Source organism: Pseudomonas sp. NPDC099000 (assembly GCF_044759925.1).
Lineage (GTDB): Bacteria > Pseudomonadota > Gammaproteobacteria > Pseudomonadales > Pseudomonadaceae > Aquipseudomonas.
The window spans coordinates 1-20,015 of sequence record NZ_JBIWAF010000012.1; the positions used below are offsets into that span (position 1 = coordinate 1).

Annotated in this window: 14 protein-coding genes; 8 read left to right on the forward strand and 6 right to left on the reverse strand. The window is 58.4% G+C overall.

Translation table 11 applies throughout. The features are described from left to right. The 5 genes from ACIQV9_RS15930 to msrA form a co-directional block, all read left to right on the forward strand. Positions 1-1,242: transketolase-like TK C-terminal-containing protein (locus tag ACIQV9_RS15930; RefSeq protein WP_403103100.1), on the forward strand; the 1,242-nt coding region annotated here is incomplete at its 5' end. A gap of 11 nt (positions 1,243-1,253) precedes the next feature. After that, entirely contained in the window at positions 1,254-3,218 is a 1,965-nt protein-coding gene (gene aceF / locus ACIQV9_RS15935) for a dihydrolipoyllysine-residue acetyltransferase (protein WP_403103102.1), read from the forward strand. 270 nt (positions 3,219-3,488) lie between these two features. Beyond that, entirely contained in the window at positions 3,489-4,883 is a 1,395-nt protein-coding gene (locus tag ACIQV9_RS15940; protein ID WP_403103105.1) for an alkaline phosphatase D family protein, read from the forward strand. Positions 4,884-5,075: 192 nt separating this feature from the next. Beyond that, positions 5,076-7,769: an EAL domain-containing protein gene (locus tag ACIQV9_RS15945; RefSeq protein ID WP_403103108.1), complete on the forward strand. Its 2,694-nt coding sequence runs from the start codon at positions 5,076-5,078 to the stop codon at positions 7,767-7,769. A 231-nt stretch (positions 7,770-8,000) separates the two neighbouring features. After that, positions 8,001-8,648: a peptide-methionine (S)-S-oxide reductase MsrA gene (msrA, locus tag ACIQV9_RS15950; RefSeq protein ID WP_109635931.1), complete on the forward strand. Its 648-nt coding sequence runs from the start codon at positions 8,001-8,003 to the stop codon at positions 8,646-8,648. A 42-nt stretch (positions 8,649-8,690) separates the two neighbouring features. Here msrA and ACIQV9_RS15955 read toward each other — a convergent pair whose 3' ends face one another. Next, the gene (locus tag ACIQV9_RS15955) at positions 8,691-9,530 is read right to left on the reverse strand and encodes a 23S rRNA (adenine(2030)-N(6))-methyltransferase RlmJ (protein WP_095127455.1); all 840 of its coding nucleotides are present in this window, start codon (positions 9,528-9,530) and stop codon (positions 8,691-8,693) included. Between the two features lie 251 nt (positions 9,531-9,781). On the opposite strand from ACIQV9_RS15955, the gene ACIQV9_RS15960 reads away from it, so the two are divergent. From ACIQV9_RS15960 to ACIQV9_RS15970, 3 genes are read left to right on the forward strand one after another with little or no spacing between them, the layout of a single operon-like run. Next, the gene (locus tag ACIQV9_RS15960) at positions 9,782-10,366 is read left to right on the forward strand and encodes a PAAR domain-containing protein (RefSeq protein WP_403103112.1); all 585 of its coding nucleotides are present in this window, start codon (positions 9,782-9,784) and stop codon (positions 10,364-10,366) included. Beyond that, positions 10,366-10,938, forward strand: coding sequence for a type VI secretion system amidase effector protein Tae4 (locus ACIQV9_RS15965; protein WP_403103114.1), 573 nt, complete (start codon positions 10,366-10,368; stop codon positions 10,936-10,938). The genes ACIQV9_RS15960 and ACIQV9_RS15965 overlap by 1 nt, the downstream gene beginning before the upstream one ends. After that, a complete protein-coding gene (locus ACIQV9_RS15970; protein ID WP_403103117.1) occupies positions 10,935-11,351 on the forward strand; it encodes a T6SS amidase immunity protein Tai4 family protein in 417 nt (138 codons plus the stop codon). The genes ACIQV9_RS15965 and ACIQV9_RS15970 overlap by 4 nt, the downstream gene beginning before the upstream one ends. A gap of 67 nt (positions 11,352-11,418) precedes the next feature. Here the strand turns inward: ACIQV9_RS15970 and ACIQV9_RS15975 are convergent, their stop codons facing one another. The 5 genes from ACIQV9_RS15975 to ACIQV9_RS15995 form a co-directional block, all read right to left on the reverse strand. Continuing rightward, positions 11,419-11,736 carry a hypothetical protein gene (locus tag ACIQV9_RS15975; protein WP_403103120.1) on the reverse strand — a complete coding sequence of 106 codons (318 nt, stop codon included), beginning with the start codon at positions 11,734-11,736 and terminating at the stop codon, positions 11,419-11,421. Between the two features lie 355 nt (positions 11,737-12,091). Next, complete coding sequence (locus ACIQV9_RS15980; RefSeq protein WP_403103123.1) at positions 12,092-12,502, reverse strand: hypothetical protein; 411 nt, start codon at positions 12,500-12,502, stop codon at positions 12,092-12,094. Positions 12,503-12,563: 61 nt separating this feature from the next. Continuing rightward, entirely contained in the window at positions 12,564-17,270 is a 4,707-nt protein-coding gene (locus ACIQV9_RS15985; RefSeq protein WP_403103126.1) for an RHS repeat-associated core domain-containing protein, read from the reverse strand. Next, positions 17,270-18,007, reverse strand: coding sequence for a DUF4123 domain-containing protein (locus ACIQV9_RS15990; RefSeq protein WP_403103128.1), 738 nt, complete (start codon positions 18,005-18,007; stop codon positions 17,270-17,272). The genes ACIQV9_RS15985 and ACIQV9_RS15990 overlap by 1 nt, the downstream gene beginning before the upstream one ends. Further along, on the reverse strand, positions 17,997-20,015 hold the full coding sequence (locus tag ACIQV9_RS15995; RefSeq protein WP_403103131.1) for a type VI secretion system tip protein VgrG: 2,019 nt from the start codon (positions 20,013-20,015) through the stop codon (positions 17,997-17,999). The genes ACIQV9_RS15990 and ACIQV9_RS15995 overlap by 11 nt, the downstream gene beginning before the upstream one ends.

A 20,015-nucleotide genomic window follows, 5' to 3' on the forward strand; every position in this document is an offset into this window, starting at 1 on the left:
GCCGAGAAGGCCTTCGCCTCCTTCGACAAGGGCTCCGGCACCCAGAACGTGGCCACCACCATGGCCTTCGTCCGCCTGGTCAAGGACCTGGTCCGCGACAAGGAGACGGGCCGGCGCTGGGTGCCGATCGTCCCCGACGAGGCGCGCACGTTCGGCATGGAGTCGCTGTTCCCGTCCCTGGGCATCTACTCCCCCAAGGGCCAGACGTACGAGCCGGTCGACCGCGACCAGCTGATGTACTACAAGGAGGCCCAGAACGGCCAGATCCTCAACGAGGGGATCAACGAGGCCGGTTCGATGGCCGACTTCATCGCCGCGTCGACCGCGTACGCCACGCACGGCGAACCGCTGATCCCGTTCTACATCTTCTACTCGATGTTCGGCTTCCAGCGTATCGGCGACCTCGCCTGGGCCGCTGGCGACAGCCGTACCCGTGGCTTCCTGATCGGCGGCACCGCCGGCCGGACCACACTGAACGGCGAAGGCCTGCAACACGAAGACGGTCACAGCCATATCCTGGCCGGCACCATCCCGAACTGCCGCACCTTTGATCCAACCTACGGCTACGAGCTGGCGGTGATCATCCAGGACGGCATGAAGAAGATGACCGAAGAGCAACAGGACATCTTCTATTACATCACCGTGATGAACGAGTCCTACCAGCAGCCAGCCATGCCGGCCGGTGTCGAGGAAGGCATCGTCAAGGGCATGTACCTGCTCGAGGAAGACACCCGCGAAGCGGCGCACCACGTTCAGCTGATGGGCTCCGGCACCATCCTGCGCGAAGTTCGCGAAGCGGCGAAGATCCTGCGTGAACAGTTCAACGTCGGCGCTGACGTCTGGAGCGTTACCAGCTTCAACGAACTGCGTCGCGACGGCTTGGCCGTAGAGCGCAGCAACCGTCTGCACCCGGGCCAGAAGCCTAAACTGAGCTATGTCGAAGAGTGCCTGAACGGCCGTCAAGGTCCGGTCATCGCGTCTACCGACTACATGAAGCTGTTCGCTGAGCAAATTCGTCAGTGGGTCCCGTCCAAGGAATTCAAAGTCCTGGGCACCGATGGTTTCGGCCGCAGTGACAGCCGCAAGAAGCTGCGTCACTTCTTCGAAGTCGATCGTCATTTCGTGGTGTTGGCAGCCCTGGAAGCACTGGCTGACCGTGGCGACATCGAACCTAAAGTGGTGGCTGAAGCCATCGCCAAGTTCGGGATCGACCCGGAAAAACGCAACCCACTGGACTGCTGAGGAGACACTCTGTGAGCGAACTCATTCGCGTACCTGACATCGGCAGCGGTGAAGGTGAAGTAATTGAACTGTTTGTGAAGGTCGGCGACCGTATCGAAGCCGAACAGAGCATCCTGACGCTGGAATCGGACAAGGCGAGCATGGAAGTCCCTGCTCCCAAGGCCGGCATCGTCAAAAGTCTGAAAGTGAAGCTGGGCGATCGCCTGAAAGAAGGCGATGAACTGCTGGAACTGGAAGTTGAAGGTGCCGCTGCTGCGGCCCCGGCGGCTGCCGCTGCGCCGGCTGCAAAAGCTGAAGCGAAACCGGCTGCTGCGCCTGCCGCCGCTGCTGCTCCAGCGCCAACAGCCGCGCCGGCTGCCGCCTCGGTTCAGCAAGTGCACGTGCCGGATATCGGTTCGGCGGGCAAAGCCCAGATCATCGAGATCCAGGTCAAGGTCGGCGACACCGTCGAGGCTGATCAGTCGCTGATCACCCTGGAATCCGACAAGGCCAGCATGGAAATCCCATCGCCTGCCGCTGGCGTGGTCAAGAGCATCAGCGTCAAGCTCAACGACGAAGTCGGCACCGGCGACCTGATCCTGGATCTGGAAGTGGCGGGTGCTGCGGCCCCTGCTGCTGCCGCGCCAGCTCAGGCTGCTGCACCGGCTGCCGCTGCTCCGGCGCCTGCCGCTGCGGCCCCGGCTGCACCGGTTGCCGACACAGTTCAGGACATTCATGTCCCGGACATCGGTTCGTCGGGCAAGGCCAAGATCATCGAAGTGCTGGTCAAGGCGGGCGACACCGTCACCGCCGACCAGTCGCTGATCACCCTGGAATCCGACAAGGCGAGCATGGAGATTCCATCGCCTGCCGCTGGCGTGGTGGAAAGCGTTTCCATCAAGCTGGATGACGAAGTCGGTACCGGCGACCTGATCCTGAAGCTGAAAGTCAAAGGCGCTGCACCTGCTGCTGCCCCGGCGACCGCCGCGGCTGCACCGAGCGCTCCTGCCCCGGCCGCCGCAGCGCCTGCTGCCGCTGCACCTGCCGCACCCGCGGCTGCACCGGCCAAGCCGGGCGCCAAGGTTCATGCTGGCCCGGCTGTACGCCAACTGGCTCGCGAGTTCGGCGTCGAGCTGAACGCCGTCGGCGCCAGTGGCCCGCACGGTCGTGTGCTGAAAGAAGACGTGCAGGTTTACGTCAAAGCCATGATGCAGAAGGCCAAGGAAGCACCGGCCGCTGCTGCAGGCGCAACCGGCGGCGCGGGTATCCCACCGATTCCGGTTGTGGACTTCAGCCGCTTCGGTGAAACCGAAGAAGTGCCGATGACCCGCCTGATGCAAATCGGCGCGTCGAGCCTGCATCGCAGCTGGCTGAACATTCCGCACGTGACTCAGTTCGATTCGGCTGATATCACCGACCTGGAAGCGTTCCGTATCGCTCAGAAAGCCGTTGCAGAGAAGGCCGGCGTCAAGCTGACCATCCTGCCGCTGCTGCTCAAGTCGTGCGCGCACCTGCTCAAGGAACTGCCGGACTTCAACAGTTCGCTGGCACCAAGCGGCAAGGCGATCATCCGCAAGAAGTACGTGAACATCGGCTTCGCGGTCGACACGCCTGATGGCCTGCTGGTACCGGTCATCAAGAACGTCGACCAGAAGAGCCTGTTGCAACTGGCAGCCGAGGCCGCTGTGCTGGCCGCCAAAGCCCGCGACAAGAAGCTTACCGCTGACGACATGCAAGGCGCCTGCTTTACCATTTCCAGCCTCGGCCACATTGGCGGCACCGGCTTCACGCCGATCGTCAACGCGCCGGAAGTGGCGATCCTCGGTGTTTCCAAGGCAACCATCCAGCCAGTCTGGGACGGCAAAGCCTTCCAGCCGAAACTGATGCTGCCCCTGTCGCTGTCCTACGATCACCGTGTGATCAACGGCGCCGCTGCTGCACGCTTCACCCAGCGTCTGAGCAGCCTGCTGGCGGACATCCGCACCATCTTGCTGTAACACCGGCCGGCCCTCCTTCTCCGGAGGGCCTGTCGCGTTCCACGTTTTCCGAGCGCCACGCTCGTACCTCAACCCCGCCAATTTGGCGGGGCTTTTTTTGCCTTGAATAAAGCATCTTCCTACAGCCGTGGCTTACATCGCCCACAACTCAAGTCCACTTCCGCTCGATATTTTTTGTCGCTCAATAACTAGGCTTAGTTCCACAGTATTTTCTTATAAATACGACAAACCTCTTTTGCTTAGTTAGCGTTATTTCGAATGGATTCGAACATGTTTAAACCGACTGTCGGCCCTATTGTTGGCCACACTACAACTAACCACGCGCGCATTTTTCTGCGCGGCGAACTTCAAGACAACGCATTGGTATTTGCCGGTGTTCGTTATCGGCGCGCAGGGGAAGAGCGTTGGTCCCGAGGTGTATTCAGCAACCTGTCGATCTTGCGCGACATGTCCGATGTGATTGCACTCAACAGCCTCGCCATCGACACCGAGTACGAATTCCAGGCCGGATGGTTCAGCCCCATGAGCCCGGTGCATACAGTTGAGACCATTCAGGAATTGCCGCTGCAATGGCCACGGGAGATTTATCGCTTTCGCACCCGCTCCAGCAAAAGCGGTACGCCGCGTGCGTACATTGTCGGCTCCTGCCGCTACCTGCGCCTGACCGCCGGTGTGGCCATCGCACCACAGGCCGGCGATCGGATCTTTGCCTCGATCACCGAACTTGCGCAGCAGGCCGAACCGCCCATTAGCGCGATGTTGATGACCGGTGATCAAATTTACGTCGATGACCTGAACGTTATTGCGCCTGATCGTGAATACAAGGAAATACTCAGCAAGTATCGCGCGGCTTTTTCTCAGCCAAATATCGCCAGATTAATGTCCAGCGTGTCGACTTATATGATCCTCGACGACCATGAGATAGAAGACAACTGGCCCGCCAACGAAAGCAAGGACGATGCTTATTTATATAAGAACGCCATGGCCGCCTATGAGCTATACCAGGCCAGCCACAGTCCGGCGCATGCATTACTGGCCAATGGGCAGATAAGCAGAAAACTGGAACAGTATTGGTATCAGTTCGCCGACGGCGATATTGAATGGTTTGTCACCGACAGCCGAACCCGTCGCAACCTGTCGCCCGATGATCGACGCATCCTCGACGAAGATCAGGAACAGGCGCTGTGTAAATGGCTGATCCACAGCCCGGCCCGGGTCAAGTTCGTGGTCACCAGCGTGATGTTCTACCCCGACCGCAAACTCAACGGTGATGACGCCTGGAAAGCCTTCCCGGAACAACGACTACGGCTGCTGGAGACGATTCGTACGCACCGCATCAAGAACGTCATCTTCGTTTCCGGCGATGTCCACGGCTCCCTGACCAGTCGCCTGACCCACAGCGAGGATCCGGACTTCGACGTGCACACCATCGTGTCGTCACCGCTGTGCAACAGCAAATTGCTGCCGTATGCCTCCGCGTCCACCTTCATTCTCGATCAGGCGCTGGCGCGAACCGCTGCGGGAGATTATCGACATGAATTGACCAGCAAGGTGGTCAGCGAAGACAACTTTGCCCATCTGGTGGTGGATCGAGAGCAGATTCAGGTCAATTACCATGACCGGAACGGCCAGCACCTGCATTCGACCAGCATCCCGTTGCGCTAAGGCAATGAAGGCCAAATGCATTAGTTTTCGGCTCTTGCTGGAGAAATCTTCGCCCCTGCCGACATATTCTTATAGCACTTGGCCTTCATGTCTCTTGTCAGTCAGTGTCGCAATGATGCAACCTTGCCGCAGGCAACAGTAAAGAGGGCGAGAGCCCGGCGCGATCAGCACATTCGAAGCGAGTTTCCCTCAATGAAAAGCCAACCCGATGCCGCCAGCCGTATGGTGGCCGAGGTAGTGACGCAATTGCCTGTGCCCTCGCGGCTCGGCATGCTGCGTTTCGAACGGCTGAATGAAGCGAGCTGGGCGCTCCTGTTTCTCGACCCCAATTGCGAACGACAGTTTGGTCTGCCGGCCGTGGAGCTTTGTGCTCTGGTCGACTCACCTTACGCCAGCCTGATGGAGCCCGAAGCGCGTTATCAGCTGCACGACGCGATTCAGCAGCAACTCAGCGACGGCCCGCATTACCTGATCCGCTACAAGCTGCACACCGCCAAAGGCTCCCTGAGCCTGCTGGAACTCGGCGAAGCCTACCGACAACACAATCGACACCTGCTGCGCGGCTACCTGATGGTCGTGGACGGCTTGTTCGAGGGTGCCCCCCTGCTGCCGTCACTGGACCTGGAAACCCAGAACTCGCGTCTGCAAATCGCCCTGGAACTCAATCAGCGCGCCCAGCTGGAGCAACTGCAGCATCTGGATCGGGTCCGCGCCCAGCAAGACTTGATCCTGCTGCTGACCCGCCAGCGCTACAGCACCAACAATTCCCTGCAAGAAGCCGCCGAACTGATCACCCGCAGCGCCTGCGATATCTACGAAATCGACTGCGCCAGCCTGTGGAACCTCGAAGGCTCACTGCTGGTGCCGATCTCGGCCTATCACCGCGCCTCCGGGGATTACCAACTGCCGGCTCCGATCGACGTCAGCGGCTTCCCGGATTACCTCGACGCCTTGCACAGCAGCCGCGCCATCGATGCGCACAACGCCATGCGCGACCCGCGCACCCGGGAAATGGCCGAGAGCCTGCGCCCTCGCGATGTGAACGCGATGCTCGACGCCAGTATCCGCGTCGACGGCCAGGTGGTTGGCGTGCTGTGCCTGGAACAGACCGGCGCGACTCGCGCCTGGCAGTCGGACGAAATCGCCTTCGCCGGCGAGTTGGCCGATCAGTTCGCTCAGGTCATCAACAATCACAACCGCCGCACCGCCACCAGCGCCCTGCACCTGTTCCAGCGAGCGGTCGAGCAAAGCGCCAACGCCTTTTTGCTGGTCAATTGCGATGGCGTGGTGGAGTACGTCAACCCGAGCTTCACGGCGATCACCCAGTACAGCACCGAAGAAGTCCACGGCCAGCGCCTGTCGGAACTGCCGGCCCTGGAAAACCTCAGCGAGCTGCTGTTCGACGCGCCCTCGGCGCTGGCCAAGAGCAACAGTTGGCAGGGCGAGTTCAAGAGCCGCCGTAAAAACCTCGAACCCTACTGGGGCCAGTTGTCGATTTCCAAGGTCTACGGCGACAACCGTGAGCTGACGCATTACATCGGCATCTACGAAGACATCACCCAGACCAAGCTCGCCCAGCAGCGCATCGAGCGTCTGGCCTACACCGACAACCTGACCAACCTGGGCAACCGCCCGGCGTTCATCCGCAACCTCGACGAACGCTTCGCCCGGGACAGCGATACGCCGATCAGCCTGTTGCTGGTGGACATCGACAACTTCAAGCGCATCAACGACAGCCTCGGCCACCAGACCGGCGACAAACTGCTGATCAGCCTCGCCCGGCGCCTGCGCAACAGTCTGAGCCCGAGCGGTAGTCTGGCGCGGTTCGCCAGTAACGAATTCGCCGTGTTGCTGGACAACACCGACCTCGCGATGGGCCAGCATGTCGCCAACCAACTGCTCGCGACCCTCGACAAGCCGATGTTCGTCGACAACCAGTTGATCAGCGTTACCGGCTCCGTGGGCCTGGCCTGCGCGCCGCTGCACGGTCGCGATCCACAGACATTGATGCGTAACGCCGGCCTGGCGCTGCACAAAGCCAAAGCCAACGGCAAACACCAGGTCCAGGTGTTCACCGAAGCGCTGAACGCCGAGGCCAGCTACAAGCTGTTCGTCGAGAACAACCTGCGCCGCGCCCTGACCCAGAATGAGCTGGACGTGTTCTACCAGCCCAAACTGTGCCTGCGCAGCGGTCGCCTGCTGGGCATGGAAGCGCTGCTGCGCTGGAACCACCCGGAAAAAGGCATGATCCGCCCGGACCAGTTCATCAGCGTCGCCGAAGAAACCGGCTTGATCATCCCCATCGGCAAATGGATCGCCCGCCAGGCCTGCCGCATGAGCAAAGACCTGACCGCCGCCGGCCTGGGCAATCTTCAAGTGGCGATCAACTTGTCACCCAAGCAGTTCTCGGACCCGGACCTGGTGGCGTCCATCGCCAATATCCTCAAGGAAGAAGCGCTGCCGGCGAACCTGCTGGAACTTGAGCTGACCGAAGGCCTGCTGCTGGAAGCCACCGAAGACACCCACTTGCAGCTCGATCAGCTCAAGCGCCTGGGCCTGACCCTGGCCATGGACGACTTCGGCACCGGTTACTCGTCGCTCAGCTACTTGAAAAAATTCCCGATCGACATCATCAAGATCGATCGAAGCTTCATCCACGAAATCCCGGACAACCAGGACGACATGGAAATCACCTCCGCGGTGATCGCCATGGCCCACAACCTGAAACTCAAGGTCGTGGCGGAAGGCATCGAGACCGCCGAGCAGCTTGCGTTTCTGCGGCGTCACCGTTGCGACGTCGGCCAGGGCTACCTGTTCGACCGACCGATCCCGGGTTCCGAGCTGATCGAAAAGCTCAAGCGCTACCCACGCGGCCCGCTCGTCTGACAGCACACTGTGGAGCACCCCCAAATCCTGTGGCGAGGGGGCTTGCCCCCGTTTGAGTGCGCAGCACTCACAAAATCGTTGGTACCTCAGAGATTTGGGGGCAGCTTCGCCGCCCAACGGGGGCAAGCCCCCTCGCCACAGTTCGCTCCCACAAGGTAGTGCGTAACCGGCCGGCATTGGGCAAACTGCGTGTCTGACAATTTACATTCAACCTGACTGAGGGGACTGATGATGGTCTTGCGCTCGGAAATCCTGGTGAACAAAAACGTGCTCCCTACCAAAGAACAAGCTCTGCCTGGCCGCGAAACCCCGATGAACCTGCCGGAAAAGCACTTCGTCCACGACGCCCCGTTGCTGGGCCCGTTCGCGATGGACGTGGATTTCGCGATCTTCGGCCTGGGCTGCTTCTGGGGCGCGGAACGCAAGTTCTGGCAGCGTGAAGGCGTGGTCAGCACGGTAGTGGGTTACGCCGGCGGTTTTACACCGAACCCGACATACGAAGAAGTTTGCTCGGGCCTGACTGGCCACAGCGAAGTGGTGCTGGTGGTCTACGAACCGGCAAAAGTCAGCTATGAAGAACTGCTGAAAATGTTCTGGGAATTGCACAACCCGACGCAAGGCATGCGTCAGGGCAATGACATCGGCACTCAGTATCGCTCGGTGATCTATGCGACCAACCCGACTCAACTGGACGCCGCCAGGCACAGCAAGGACGTGTTCCAGGCCGAGTTGACCAAGGCCGGGAAAGGCGAAATCACCACTGAAATCGACGAAGCACCGACGGTCTACTTCGCCGAGGCGTATCACCAGCAATACCTGGCGAAAAATCCGGAAGGGTATTGCGGGATTGGCGGTACGGGCGTTACCTGCCCGATCTAACCCCGCACTGATCGTTCCCACGCTCTGCGTGGGAACGATCGGTCAACTCTCAGCAATCAACCAATCCATCTGCCACCCACCCTGGGTCTGCCCAAGCTTCTTCGACAACCACGGCAGCAACTCACGCAATTCCTCTTCCAGCCCCCACGGCGGATTCGCAATCGCCAACCCGGACCCGTTCAGACTGTTCGGCGTATCCAGCGGATGCACCAGCAACTCCACGCGCAACAACTTCGGTGCGCCCGTACCGGCCAAATCCTGATAAAACCGCCGCAACATGCGCTGATCCTTCACCGGGTACCAGATCGCCGCCACGGTTTGGCGCATCCGGCCAATCGCCTCTTTCAACGATGCCGCACAGCGCTGCATCTCATCCAGCTGCTCGAACGGCGGATCAATCAACATCACCGCCCGCTTCTCCTGCACCGGCAACATCGCACGCGGCACATGCCAGCCTTCGCCCAGATGCACCTTCACCCGACGGTCGCCGGCCATGTTGTCCTTGAGTAACACCCCGTCTTCCGGGTGCTTCTCGTTGAGCATCACCCGATCCTGCGGCCGCGTCAGCCGCCGCGCCAGCTCCGGCGACCCCGGGTAATAGCGCAACTGGCCATCCGGGTTCATGTCATGCAGCACCTTCATGTAATCAGCGGTCAACGCCGGCAGATCCGGCTGATCCCACAAACGTGCAATACCTTCCAGGTACTCACCGGTACGGCTCGCCTGATCACCCTGCAGGTCATACAGACCAATGCCGGCGTGAGTGTCGAGATAGGCAAACGGCTGCTCCTTGCGCGACATCAAAGCGATGATGCGGGTCAAAGTCAGGTGTTTGAACACATCGGCGTGATTGCCGGCATGGAAGGCGTGACGATAATTCATGATTGCTCCTGCGAAGGCCGGGAAGTTTACCTTGTACCGAGGCGAACGTCAGGGGTTGGTGGCTGAGCGGGCGTTCGGTCTAGCAATCGCAATCACTCCCCCGCGCCGGAGCCACCGAAGTCTGCGATTTTTTGATCTTGCCCATTTGGCGAGCAACATCAGGTCACACTTTGCCAAAGACCTACCATCGTGAAGCTTACACATGAGTGCGAAGATCGGACCGACCTGACGCCCGTAAAATGGAGATTTACATGGGACGGAAAATGATTGGTATCGGTGCGCCTACCTCAACCGGCGGCACCGTACTGGAAGGGAATGTCGGTATTAACATCGATTGCGCTGTAAGCACCTCATCCATTGGACACTTGGCAAGCTGCCCAGCCTGCAGCAAAGGAAAAGGCCCCATCGTCGCGGTCGGTCCCAGAACCATTACGTTGCCGGCCGGATTGGTTGCCCTGGAAGGTGACTACGTTGCCTGCGGCTGCCCTCCACAATCCAACAAGGTGATGTCCGCTCAGTCATCTGTATATGGCGGAGCAGAACACAACAAAGCAGATTTTTCAGGCATCACTGCCCTGCTGAATCATCCCAAGTCCATCACCGATATTTCCTTGTCCTATGGCGATGAGCAGGTTCCTGTCGAGTCAGTTTCCCGGTTTTACACCGACTTGAATATTCATGTGAAAACCTCGGGTTATTTGCCCGGCGAGACGGTTACCGTCAACGTTAGCGGCCCCACCGAAAAAGCCTTGACAGGGATAGTCGGGGCCAAAGGCGTAGCCATCATTCCAAACGCATTCGGAAGCGAAATCATTGACATGGAAGGGGAAGCTTAATGGCTCAAGTTGTCATCAATGCCGGCGGAGTGTCCTCCAGCATCTCGGTTAGAAGGCCTCGTTTCAGCACACTATGGAACGCATATGCAGAAGTAGGTCATAAAGGCTCAGTCGAGGTTTACGGACTTGTCGGAGGTGGAGTCGAAGCGGCAAGAGCGGAAAAGCCTGATGCTTATGCGAATGCCTGCGCATTGAGGATAAGCAGAGCTTTTAATTACGGCGGATATAAAATCCCCAAAGGCACGATCATACAAAACCAGCCCATCTATCGACTGAGTGGAGCGGATCAGTTGCCCTACATTATGAAGGTGGTCGATTTTCTCGCTTTTCTTAGACATAACTGGGGCGAGCCCGACCATACGCTGACGCAAACCAATTCAAATTTTATAAATGGAAAAAAAGGCGTCATCGTCATGGAAATCACCGGGTGGAGCGACGCGTCAGGCCACGCAACCCTTTGGAACGGGAGCGTGACCGGTGACGACAGTGACTATCACAGGCAAGACAGCCATACCTATGACAATCCAAGGGTAAAGCTGGAAAAAATAAACTTTTGGGAGTTGAAGGGATGACGCACTCGCGGCTAATTGTGCTGGCACTGCTACTCGTTACAGGGCAAGCCATATCTGCTGAAATCGATATCGTTAAGTCTCGAGAGATGCTTAAGGATTATGGGTTGGCCAACTGTATCTCCAGCCAATTCAAGGGTGAGTCAGAAATAAAATCTGATATTGGACTTGCGATTGGCGCCTACTCGTCGATGGGCAAAGGTCAGCATCTAATCATTCAAAACGAGGACACCCTCGAGATCAAACACGACCCTTACGCAGAAACCGAGAAGTACATGCGTAATGCCTATGCAACGACCTCGTCCCTCAGCAAGCACTCTGATAAAAAAATGGTTTTTTATGGTTGCCTAGAGGTTTACAACTCTAGGGAGTTCGATGCATTCATTCAGTCTCAGGATCAATACCTGCCAAAGTAGATCATCAAAATGAGTAAGGACGATCCTTCCTACAATCAAACAGGAAGGATCACTCTTTATTCAGATGCTACGGCAGAGCCCGCAATCGCCGCCCAATCACATCCAGCACATCACACCCATCCCGCAACGGAATGGCACACAGCAACGCAAAATCACTAAGAATGAACGACTCACACTCAACCGAACCGCGCATCGACATGTTCTCAAGCACTTGCGTGACGGCGCGAATTCGATAGTTGGCGGCGTCGTATAAAACATCGAGCGGCGCGTGGGTATCGACGAACAGCGTGGGCATGTCAGTGCAATTGCTGGTGAGGGCCATGAAGCGGTTACTTGGGTGGGGGATTGGCTTTTCGTAGGGTGGATCGGGGTGAAGATTTTTCATAATTGAAACCTCTGGTAGTAATGGGCGCTACCATCGGCCTTCCTACAGGCTTGGGTGGCAGCTATACGCGGGGTAGGAATATCGAGACCAGAGAACTCGACCACACCGAAGCGTGCCCGCGCACAGCCGCCGCAACTGATCTTACGGACGCACGTTGATGGCCGCAATTCAGGTGTCGACGCCGAAGCGTCCTCTCTAGTCTTAAAGGGTTCCTACACCCCGCCACTGAGTTTTCAGTGACCACCAGAGACTATCGATGGAGAACATTTCACACCAGTTCATGGAAACCGCCGCGACATGAAGGAAACTTCCGACGACCTTGCCCAGAAATTTCGCTCTGGTTCAGAGCCCCCATCTACCAAGTGGATTGATCTTCAAGACCCGCTTTGTGAAGATCATCTTTCCACTCCACAGTTGCCAATCGAAAAATATCTTCGAAAAAAGCTCTGGTGTTCTCCATCTCATCCCAACCACAAGGGAAAGACGAATATTCTTCAGGGTCATACGCCAGCAGCGACTGAAAATCATAATCTTTATCCTGAAGAGCTTCCTCCAAGCTTTTATAAATGAAAAATTTGTGCCGGTATGACTTTCTTGTAGGCAAGCAGTATTTAAGTATTATCTCTTCTCTATCAGCCGGGTCATTAGGATCAAGTTTTTCAAGAGCCTCCCCTAGCGTTTCTTCACGATCATAAATATCAACTCCCCCCAAAAAAAATGCCGGGGTCGGGAGGTATGGTTGCCCATCATCTGGATCAATAAACATTTCTCACCTATTTAATTGGATATAGCGTAAACGGCACGCCAGTTACAGGATCGAATTTCATTTAAAATCCATCCATTTGAATCAATTTCGGATTTTTTTCCGACTTTGGATTAGGTATATAACCCTCTCCCGCGCCAGGGAGTCTCATCCTCACAATATCGGCCTTTTGGGAATCTTTTCCCGTAAAACGTGTTAGCCCTTGCTCCGTCCGTGTTGTTCCGAGGTTGTAGGCTTTGAGCATGATTTCCCAACTATGAAATCTGGAGCTGGAATTACCTTTCTTATTCCGAGGTGTCTTACCCGTAATAGGGTTCGTACCATCAATTGCCCTTTGAATATGAGCCGCACGAGGAACTTCAGGGTCATGTTTTCCAACCATATGCATGCCTTGACTGTCGTTCAATCTTTTAACTTCTTTCTTGGCAAGCTCCGCAGCAGTCAGTTTAAGCTTCGGTAACTCAGGCTCACCCTCATCAACCTTAACGCCAGTCGTATCACACGGCGCCTCACACCCAGCCTTACCCGACTGCGGACAATTCCCGCTCAACCCCAACGGATCAACCCACCCCGTCGGATTCGGCGTGTACTGGTACTGATTCAGCCCACCCGCCAACTTCACCGGGTCCGGCGTCAGGTACCGTCCAACCTCCGGATCATAGTACCGATGCCGGTTGTAATGCAGACCGCTCTCCGCATCAAAGTACTGCCCCTGAAACCGTAACGGTTGTTCAAGTTGCTCGCCGCCACCGAACGTCTGGCGCGTGATTTTGCCGTAGGCGTTGTACTTCGCCGACCAGACAATCTCGCCACCAAAATCGGTCAGTTCCTGCGGCGTGCCGAGGTGGTCGAGTTGGTAGTAGAACGGGCAGGCCTTGCGCGGGCCTTTGCCGTCGAGCATGGCGAGGGGGCGGAAGGTGCCGGGTTCGTAGACGTAACTGCGGTAGTGTTCGCGGCTGCTTTCGGCGATGAGGTTGTCGCCTTGCCAGAAGAATTCGGTGGTCTTGCCGTCGACGGTTTTGGCGATGCGGCGGCCGAAGGCGTCGTAGCGATAGCTTGTGCAGCGGCCGTCCGGGGTTGTGACGCCGATCAGCCGGTGCTGGCAGTCGTAGCGGTATTCGGTGACGAGTTTTTGCGCGGTGCCGCGGCGTTCGCGGATGAGATTGCCGAAGGCGTCGTAATCGTAATGTCGGTCGCCTTGCATGAGCAGGCGATTGCCTTTAACGGTCGCCAAACCGGGACGATCCTGCATCAGCAGGTTGCCGGCGGGGTCGTGGGCGAAGGTTTCCGGTGGGTCGTCGCGGGTGTGGCGCACGCGGGTCAGGCGGTTGAGCGGGTCGTATTGGTAGTTGCGTTGGCCGTGGCGGGTGTCGGTGATGCTGTCGAGATTGCCGTTGGCGCTGTAGGCATAGTCGCGGCGATACAGCGGTTGTTGCTGTTGGCTGACGGCATGGGCTTTCAGACGGCCCTGATCGTCGTAGGCATAGTCGCTGAGCAGTTGACCTTGCTGACGTTGCTGCTCACGCCCGAAGGTAAATTGGTGGATGGTGAGCCGCGCGCCGTTGAGGTCGATGGCGGTCAGCGCGCCGCCCTTGGCGTGGTGGTAATCGAGTTTGCTGCCGTCCGGCAGACGCAGGCGGTTGAGTTGGCCGCAGGCGTCGTAGCCATAACGCAGCGTGCCCCAACCTTGATGCTCGGTGATCAGCCGGTCTTGTTGGTCGTACTCGAATTCCAGCGGATGGTCGTGTCCGTCATCGACGTCGATAAGTCGGCCGAGGCTGTCGTAGCGGTATTCGACCTTGATGCCGTCGGGCAGCGTCTTGACCAGCAACCGCCCTGCCGAGTCTCGTTCATAAGCGGTGACGAGTTGCGAGCCATCGTCGCCAAACTCGGTTTTTTCCAGCAGGTGGCCGTTGAGGTCGTAGGCGTACGCCGTGCGTTGGCCGTCGAAACCGGTTTCCTGTCGGATCAATCCATTGGGCGTATAGTCCAGCTGATATTTTTCGCCGGATTCGTTTTCGATCTCGGTCAGAAGCAGCTGCGCGTTGTCGTAGCGATACTTGAGCTGGGTGCCATCGGCATTGAGGCGGCGGCTGACAAGATGCAGATCGTCGACGTATTCGTAGCGCGTGACGCGGCCGAGCTCATCGCGTTCGGCGGTGATTTTTCCGTAGGCGTTGTAGCTGAAGGCGCGACTGGCGCCTGTAGGAAGCGTCGTCTGAATCAGTCGGCCGACGGCGTCCCATTGGGACTTGGTGACCGCACCGTGTTCGTCCTGCCGGGTAATCTGCCGCCCTAGCGCATCGTAGGAAAACCGTCGTACACCACCGTCCGGCAGCGTCTCTTCGACCAGTTGCCCCAAGCCATTCCACACGAAGACATGCCGACTGGTGTCCGGATAGCGGATCGACAGCAACTGACCTTTTTCGTCGTAGTGATAGTGGGTGACATGGCCGTCGGGGCCGGTCGCTTCGGTGATGTCACCCTGGGCATTGCGCTGATACTTCCACACCGCTTTGCCGCGATAGCGCGCGTGCAGGAAACCGTTGCGGTACTCGTAGGACGTCGGCTCGTCTTCGGGCGGAATCAACGCAACAAGGCGTCCGACTTCGTCGTAGCGGTATTCGGTGACGGCGCCGAGCGGGTCTTGTTCGGCAATCAACCGACCTTGATCGTCGTAAGCCTTGAGCTGTTCGCCACCGTCCAGCTCGACCTTGCGCACCAGCCGCGCCCGCTCGTCGTGGACGTAAACCTCTTCGCTGCCGTCGATGTTGTGGACGGTGACGCCGCCCTCGTCATCCCAGGCATACCGCGCGTCCATCTGCGCAAACGACGCCCAGTGGCGGATACATCGGGCAGCCTTGCCGGACCTTTCCCACTCCCAGAAGAAACTCGCCCCACCGGCCAGTTGCCGCTGGAGGATGACGTGCTGATCGTCGTAGTCGTAGCGCTCGCTTTCGCCAGCGGCGTTGGTGGCTTCGATGAGTCGACTGCGTTCGTCGTAGCGGTAACAGACCAGGGTTTGCTCGGTCTGCCAGGCTTCTTCGAGGGTTTGGGCGGGGACAAAAACCTGGTAGTCGACGGCGACCAGATGGCTGCGTTCATACCGCAACAGCAAGGCGCGACCGGCGCCGTTGTCGAGGCGCTGGATGCGGTCCTGACGGTCGCGGGTGATACGCAGGCGGTTGTCGTAAGCGTCGCTGATGGTTGTGAGAAAACCATTATGAAAATGGTAGAAACGTGCCTCGTCACCGGCTTGGGCGAGGATCAGTTCTTCGGGCTCATTGCCTAGGTAAATCGCGGCGCGGGAGAGGCTGTTGTGGATCGCCGGGCGCGCAGTGTTGGGCAGAGGGAAAGTGGTGCGACGGTTTTCGTGGTCGATCCAAATGACGGTGTCGCCGTCGATTTGCAGTCGATGGGAAAGCGAATGGCTCCAGCCGAATCCGAGGCCGACGTCGATTTCGGCAGCGCTGGTGCGGTAGAGCCGGGTGAAGTCGAACGGCAGGATGCCGTCGAGGGAACCGTCGGTAAGGGTCAGCAGTTCTTCGCCGGTGACCATCGAGACCGGGCATTTGTTGGTCGCTGTTTTATCGACGGAGTCGGCGCTGTCGCCGTTGGGGTTTTTCGCCTGATCGGGGACGTTGTCGTGGTGTTCGTTTTGCTTGAGCGTGGTGTTGCGCTTGGCATCCCAGCGCAGTTGCATGCGACCTTTTTTCAGGCCTGCCGCAACGCCACGCGCGGCAACTTTTTTGTAACGTTCAACATAAGTAATGAAGCTGTTGATGATGTTGAAGATCGCTTTGACGAAACCCGCTACGGCGTCGACGATCCGGGCGCCGTAATTGGCAAGGCGCATTCCCAAATAGGCAATGCCTGCGCCTGCGCCCGCAAAAGTCAGAACGACCCCGATCAGAATGTCGATGAGCAGTTGCACCACCACGGTTGAAACCGCTTCGGCCGTTTTGCCGGCGATTTCGCTGGGAGGCAGCATCTCCAACCAGAGGCTGGCCGTGCGCAGCAACAGACAGAGGGCTGCTTCATCACTGATCAGCAGCTGGACCTTTTCCATCGTTGCCGGAAATTTCTCCGCCAGTTCGGCCAGTTTGTCGGCACCGCTACCCAGGCGGCCAACGAACTTCAGGGGATCCTGGAGAATGTCCGAGAGCAGGCTGATGCTGTCCCATACACCGATAACCGCCGCCCAACTTCCCGCGAGTATTCCGTTACCGGCGGCCGCAAACGTCGATTGCGACCATTGCGGCTTGAACCCTTTCCACTCGTTGCGTAGCCAACCTTCCAGTTCTGAGGTCAGGCCATCGTAAGACGAGAAAAGATCTTCGATTTGATCCGATGAAACTTCACTCTGGACATGAACGCGATAGAACTTTCCGGGTTTGCCTTCGAACTGCCCTTTACCGTTTTCATCGAGCGTGACCGGTTTGCTCTCACCACCCTCCATGGCAATCACATCGACCTGAATATTCCCCAACGGGATGTCATAGACCGATTCAAACTTGCTCTCGATCTCAAGAATTCCATTCGCAGGACACCGCGCCAAACCCGAGAAAAAATCATCGTCGCGACTACTCACCGCGGTAGTCGAATCGCCAAGCTTTATCAGCCGTTCCATGTCCAACAGCGAAGGCATGTCCATCGCCCGGCTGACACTGTCCGCTTTCCGGCTCAAGAATTCGCCAAGCTGCTCGCGATACAAAACCAACGTGTCTTTAAAACCGTCGAGCTCCTGCTCGATCCGTACGATCTGATCCATCAGTTCAACTCCGCCATCAGGTAATCCACCAAGGCTTGTTTCGGTGCTTGAGGCAGGTCCGGCGCCTGCAAAAAGATCGCGACTTTGTGCCGTAACACCCGCTCCGAAAACGCCTCAAAAAGATCAGCACGGTCCTCGCTCAACCACTTGATCAAGTTGTTGATGCGGGTTGTCGCGGACTCGGCGGCGAGGTCTTCGAGCAGCGACTCGGAAACTTCCCACCACGGAAAAACCCTGGAGGTTTTCAAGGCACTGCCGCCGATATCGAGCGGCTGCCCATTGATCAAACCGCGGTCAATCACCGGCATTAACTGCGTGGCGTTAACGTCGGCAGACTGAAGAATCGGCAGCAGATAACGCCCATCCCAGAAGCGGAAAAACACCGCATTGCCGTTGGGCAGAAGCACCTGTGTGAGGCTGCGCAGATGCTCGACCAGCGCATCTTGAGAGGCAGAAGAAACCGCCAGCCAACCCCAGTCGCGAGACTCGGTCGTGGCAACCCACTCCAGAAACTCACCCTCAGCCGCGACGATTCCGACGTAGGGCATGACCGGTTCCCACTCGGCGTAAGCGGTGTCGGCCCAGATCGGATTAGGAGCTTGAGCGGCGACTGACTGCCGCCACGCTTTGAACGGCTCAGCCGTGCTGGCATTGCTGAAGATCGCGAACAGTTGTTCCGACGGTTTCAGTGGCTGCCGTTCCAGCCATTCACGAGGCGACAAGCAATCAGGCTGCACAGACACCGTCCTTGCAGCGCTCGCATTCTTCGCAGAACGGCGCGTCGCTTTGCAGACTCATGATCTGTGCGGCGCTTAGCACGGCAGCCGGGACGGCGACGAGTTTCAACGGCGTATTCGGCGACACTGGGGCAGCGGCCATCGACGGCATCAGCGCACCGCCGACCTGAATCGGCACGCTGCTGAAAATCCCGCCCGGGCCGATGTTGATCCACTGCCCGCCCGCCTGAATCGTCGCGCTGGCGCCACCGTCGATCACCACTTGCTGACCGGCGCTGACGTGGAATTGCTGGCTGGCGTTGAGTGCCTGACTGGTGACGCGGATGTGCCGGTCGCCGACCACCAGCAAGTGATCGTCGAGCTTCACTTCCGCTTGGCGCTGGCCGTGGGTGATGCGTTGTTCGTCCGCCTTCAGCTCATGGCGAGCGGTCCCCGTGACGACGATGCTGCGCTGGTTATCGACCTGCACCTGTTGATCGTTCAACACGTGCTGGGTCCAGTTTCGCTGGGCGCGCAGGTAGATTTCCTCGGCACCTTTGCGATCCTCAATGCGCAATTCGTTGTAGCCACCGCCTCCGGGACTGCTCTGGCTGCGGAAAATGCTGCGGGTCTTGTCGGCGGGCAGATCCAGCGGCACCGGTGTTGTGGCGTTGGGCAGGCAACCCATCACCAGCGGCTTATCGGCATCGGCGTCGATAAAACCCACCAGCACTTCCATGCCGACTCGCGGGATCAGTACGCTGCCGTAATGGTCGTGGGCCCAGCCGGTGGCGACCCGCAACCAGCAACTGGAATGTTCGTTGAGCTGACCGTCGCGGTCCCAGGCGAGCTGGACCTTGACCCGACCGAACTCATCGCAATGGATTTCGCTGTCGACCGGACCGGTGACCACGGCCGGTTGGTAGCCGAGCATGCGTGGCTTTTCCGGCCCCAGCGGCGGGCGAAACGAAACCTCCCACGGTGTCGCCAGAAAAGTATTGCGGTAGCCCTGGAAATCATCCGGGTCGTCGCTGGTGGCGGACTCTTCCAGCACTTGCGGTTGTCGGCCACGGTGTTCAATGCCAGTGATCAGCCACAGATCGTTCCACGTCTGACGCGGGTGCTCGGCGAGGTGGAGGAAATGTCCGCTGACCAACGCAGAATCGTCGCCACGCCCTTCCGCCTGGCGGAAGTCTGCGTTGCGCCGTTCCAACGCTCGTTGCGTCAGCTGTTTGCCATGCTCGCGGTCGGTGAATTGGCCGGGGAAGTGGTAATCCTCCAGCACCGGGCGCTGTTCGCTGTCGACCCGGCTTTCAAGGGAAAGACGCGGTTTCTGGAAGTCGTAATCGCGACGGGTGACCGCCGTGGTACGAGTCTCCAGGCGCACGTTGAAACGCTTGATGGCCGGCGCATCCGCCGCCATGCCGCTGCCCGGCAAGTACAGCGTCGGCTCGGGCAGACGCGGGAACACCGTTTGGTCATCGCCAAACACCAGCAGGTGGCCGTCGGGGGAGTGCTGGAAGTGGTAATGAATGCCGATCTCGGTACACAGGCGCTGGATAAACGCGAGGTCGCTTTCGGCGTATTGCACGCAGTACTCGCGCGGTGAGTAATCGCTGCCGAGTTGAAATTCGAACGCATCGCGCTGGATGCCATGGTCCTTGAGGACCTGCGCGATGATCGCCGGCACGCTTTTGTGCTGGAAGATTCGCTGGTTGATGCGCTGACCGAGATAAGCCAGTCGCGGTACGAGACTGATTTGATAGCCCGTCAGACGTTTCCCGGAATCGCTTTGACCTACGCGAAAGATCTGACCGTGTATGCCGGAACCTTGTGCATCGAAACTCAGAAAGGCCTGACGATGCAGCAGGCTTTCGAGCTCGATGTCCGGCCGTTCGCTGACCAGTTCCAGGTCAAAGCGGTAGGGTTGGCTGATGGCTTCCGTGCCCGTGAACTCAAGCACCTTGAGCTCAATCTGGACGCCGTCGATCGTCAACGTGAAACGCGGTTGATTGGCAGGAGCGAACAT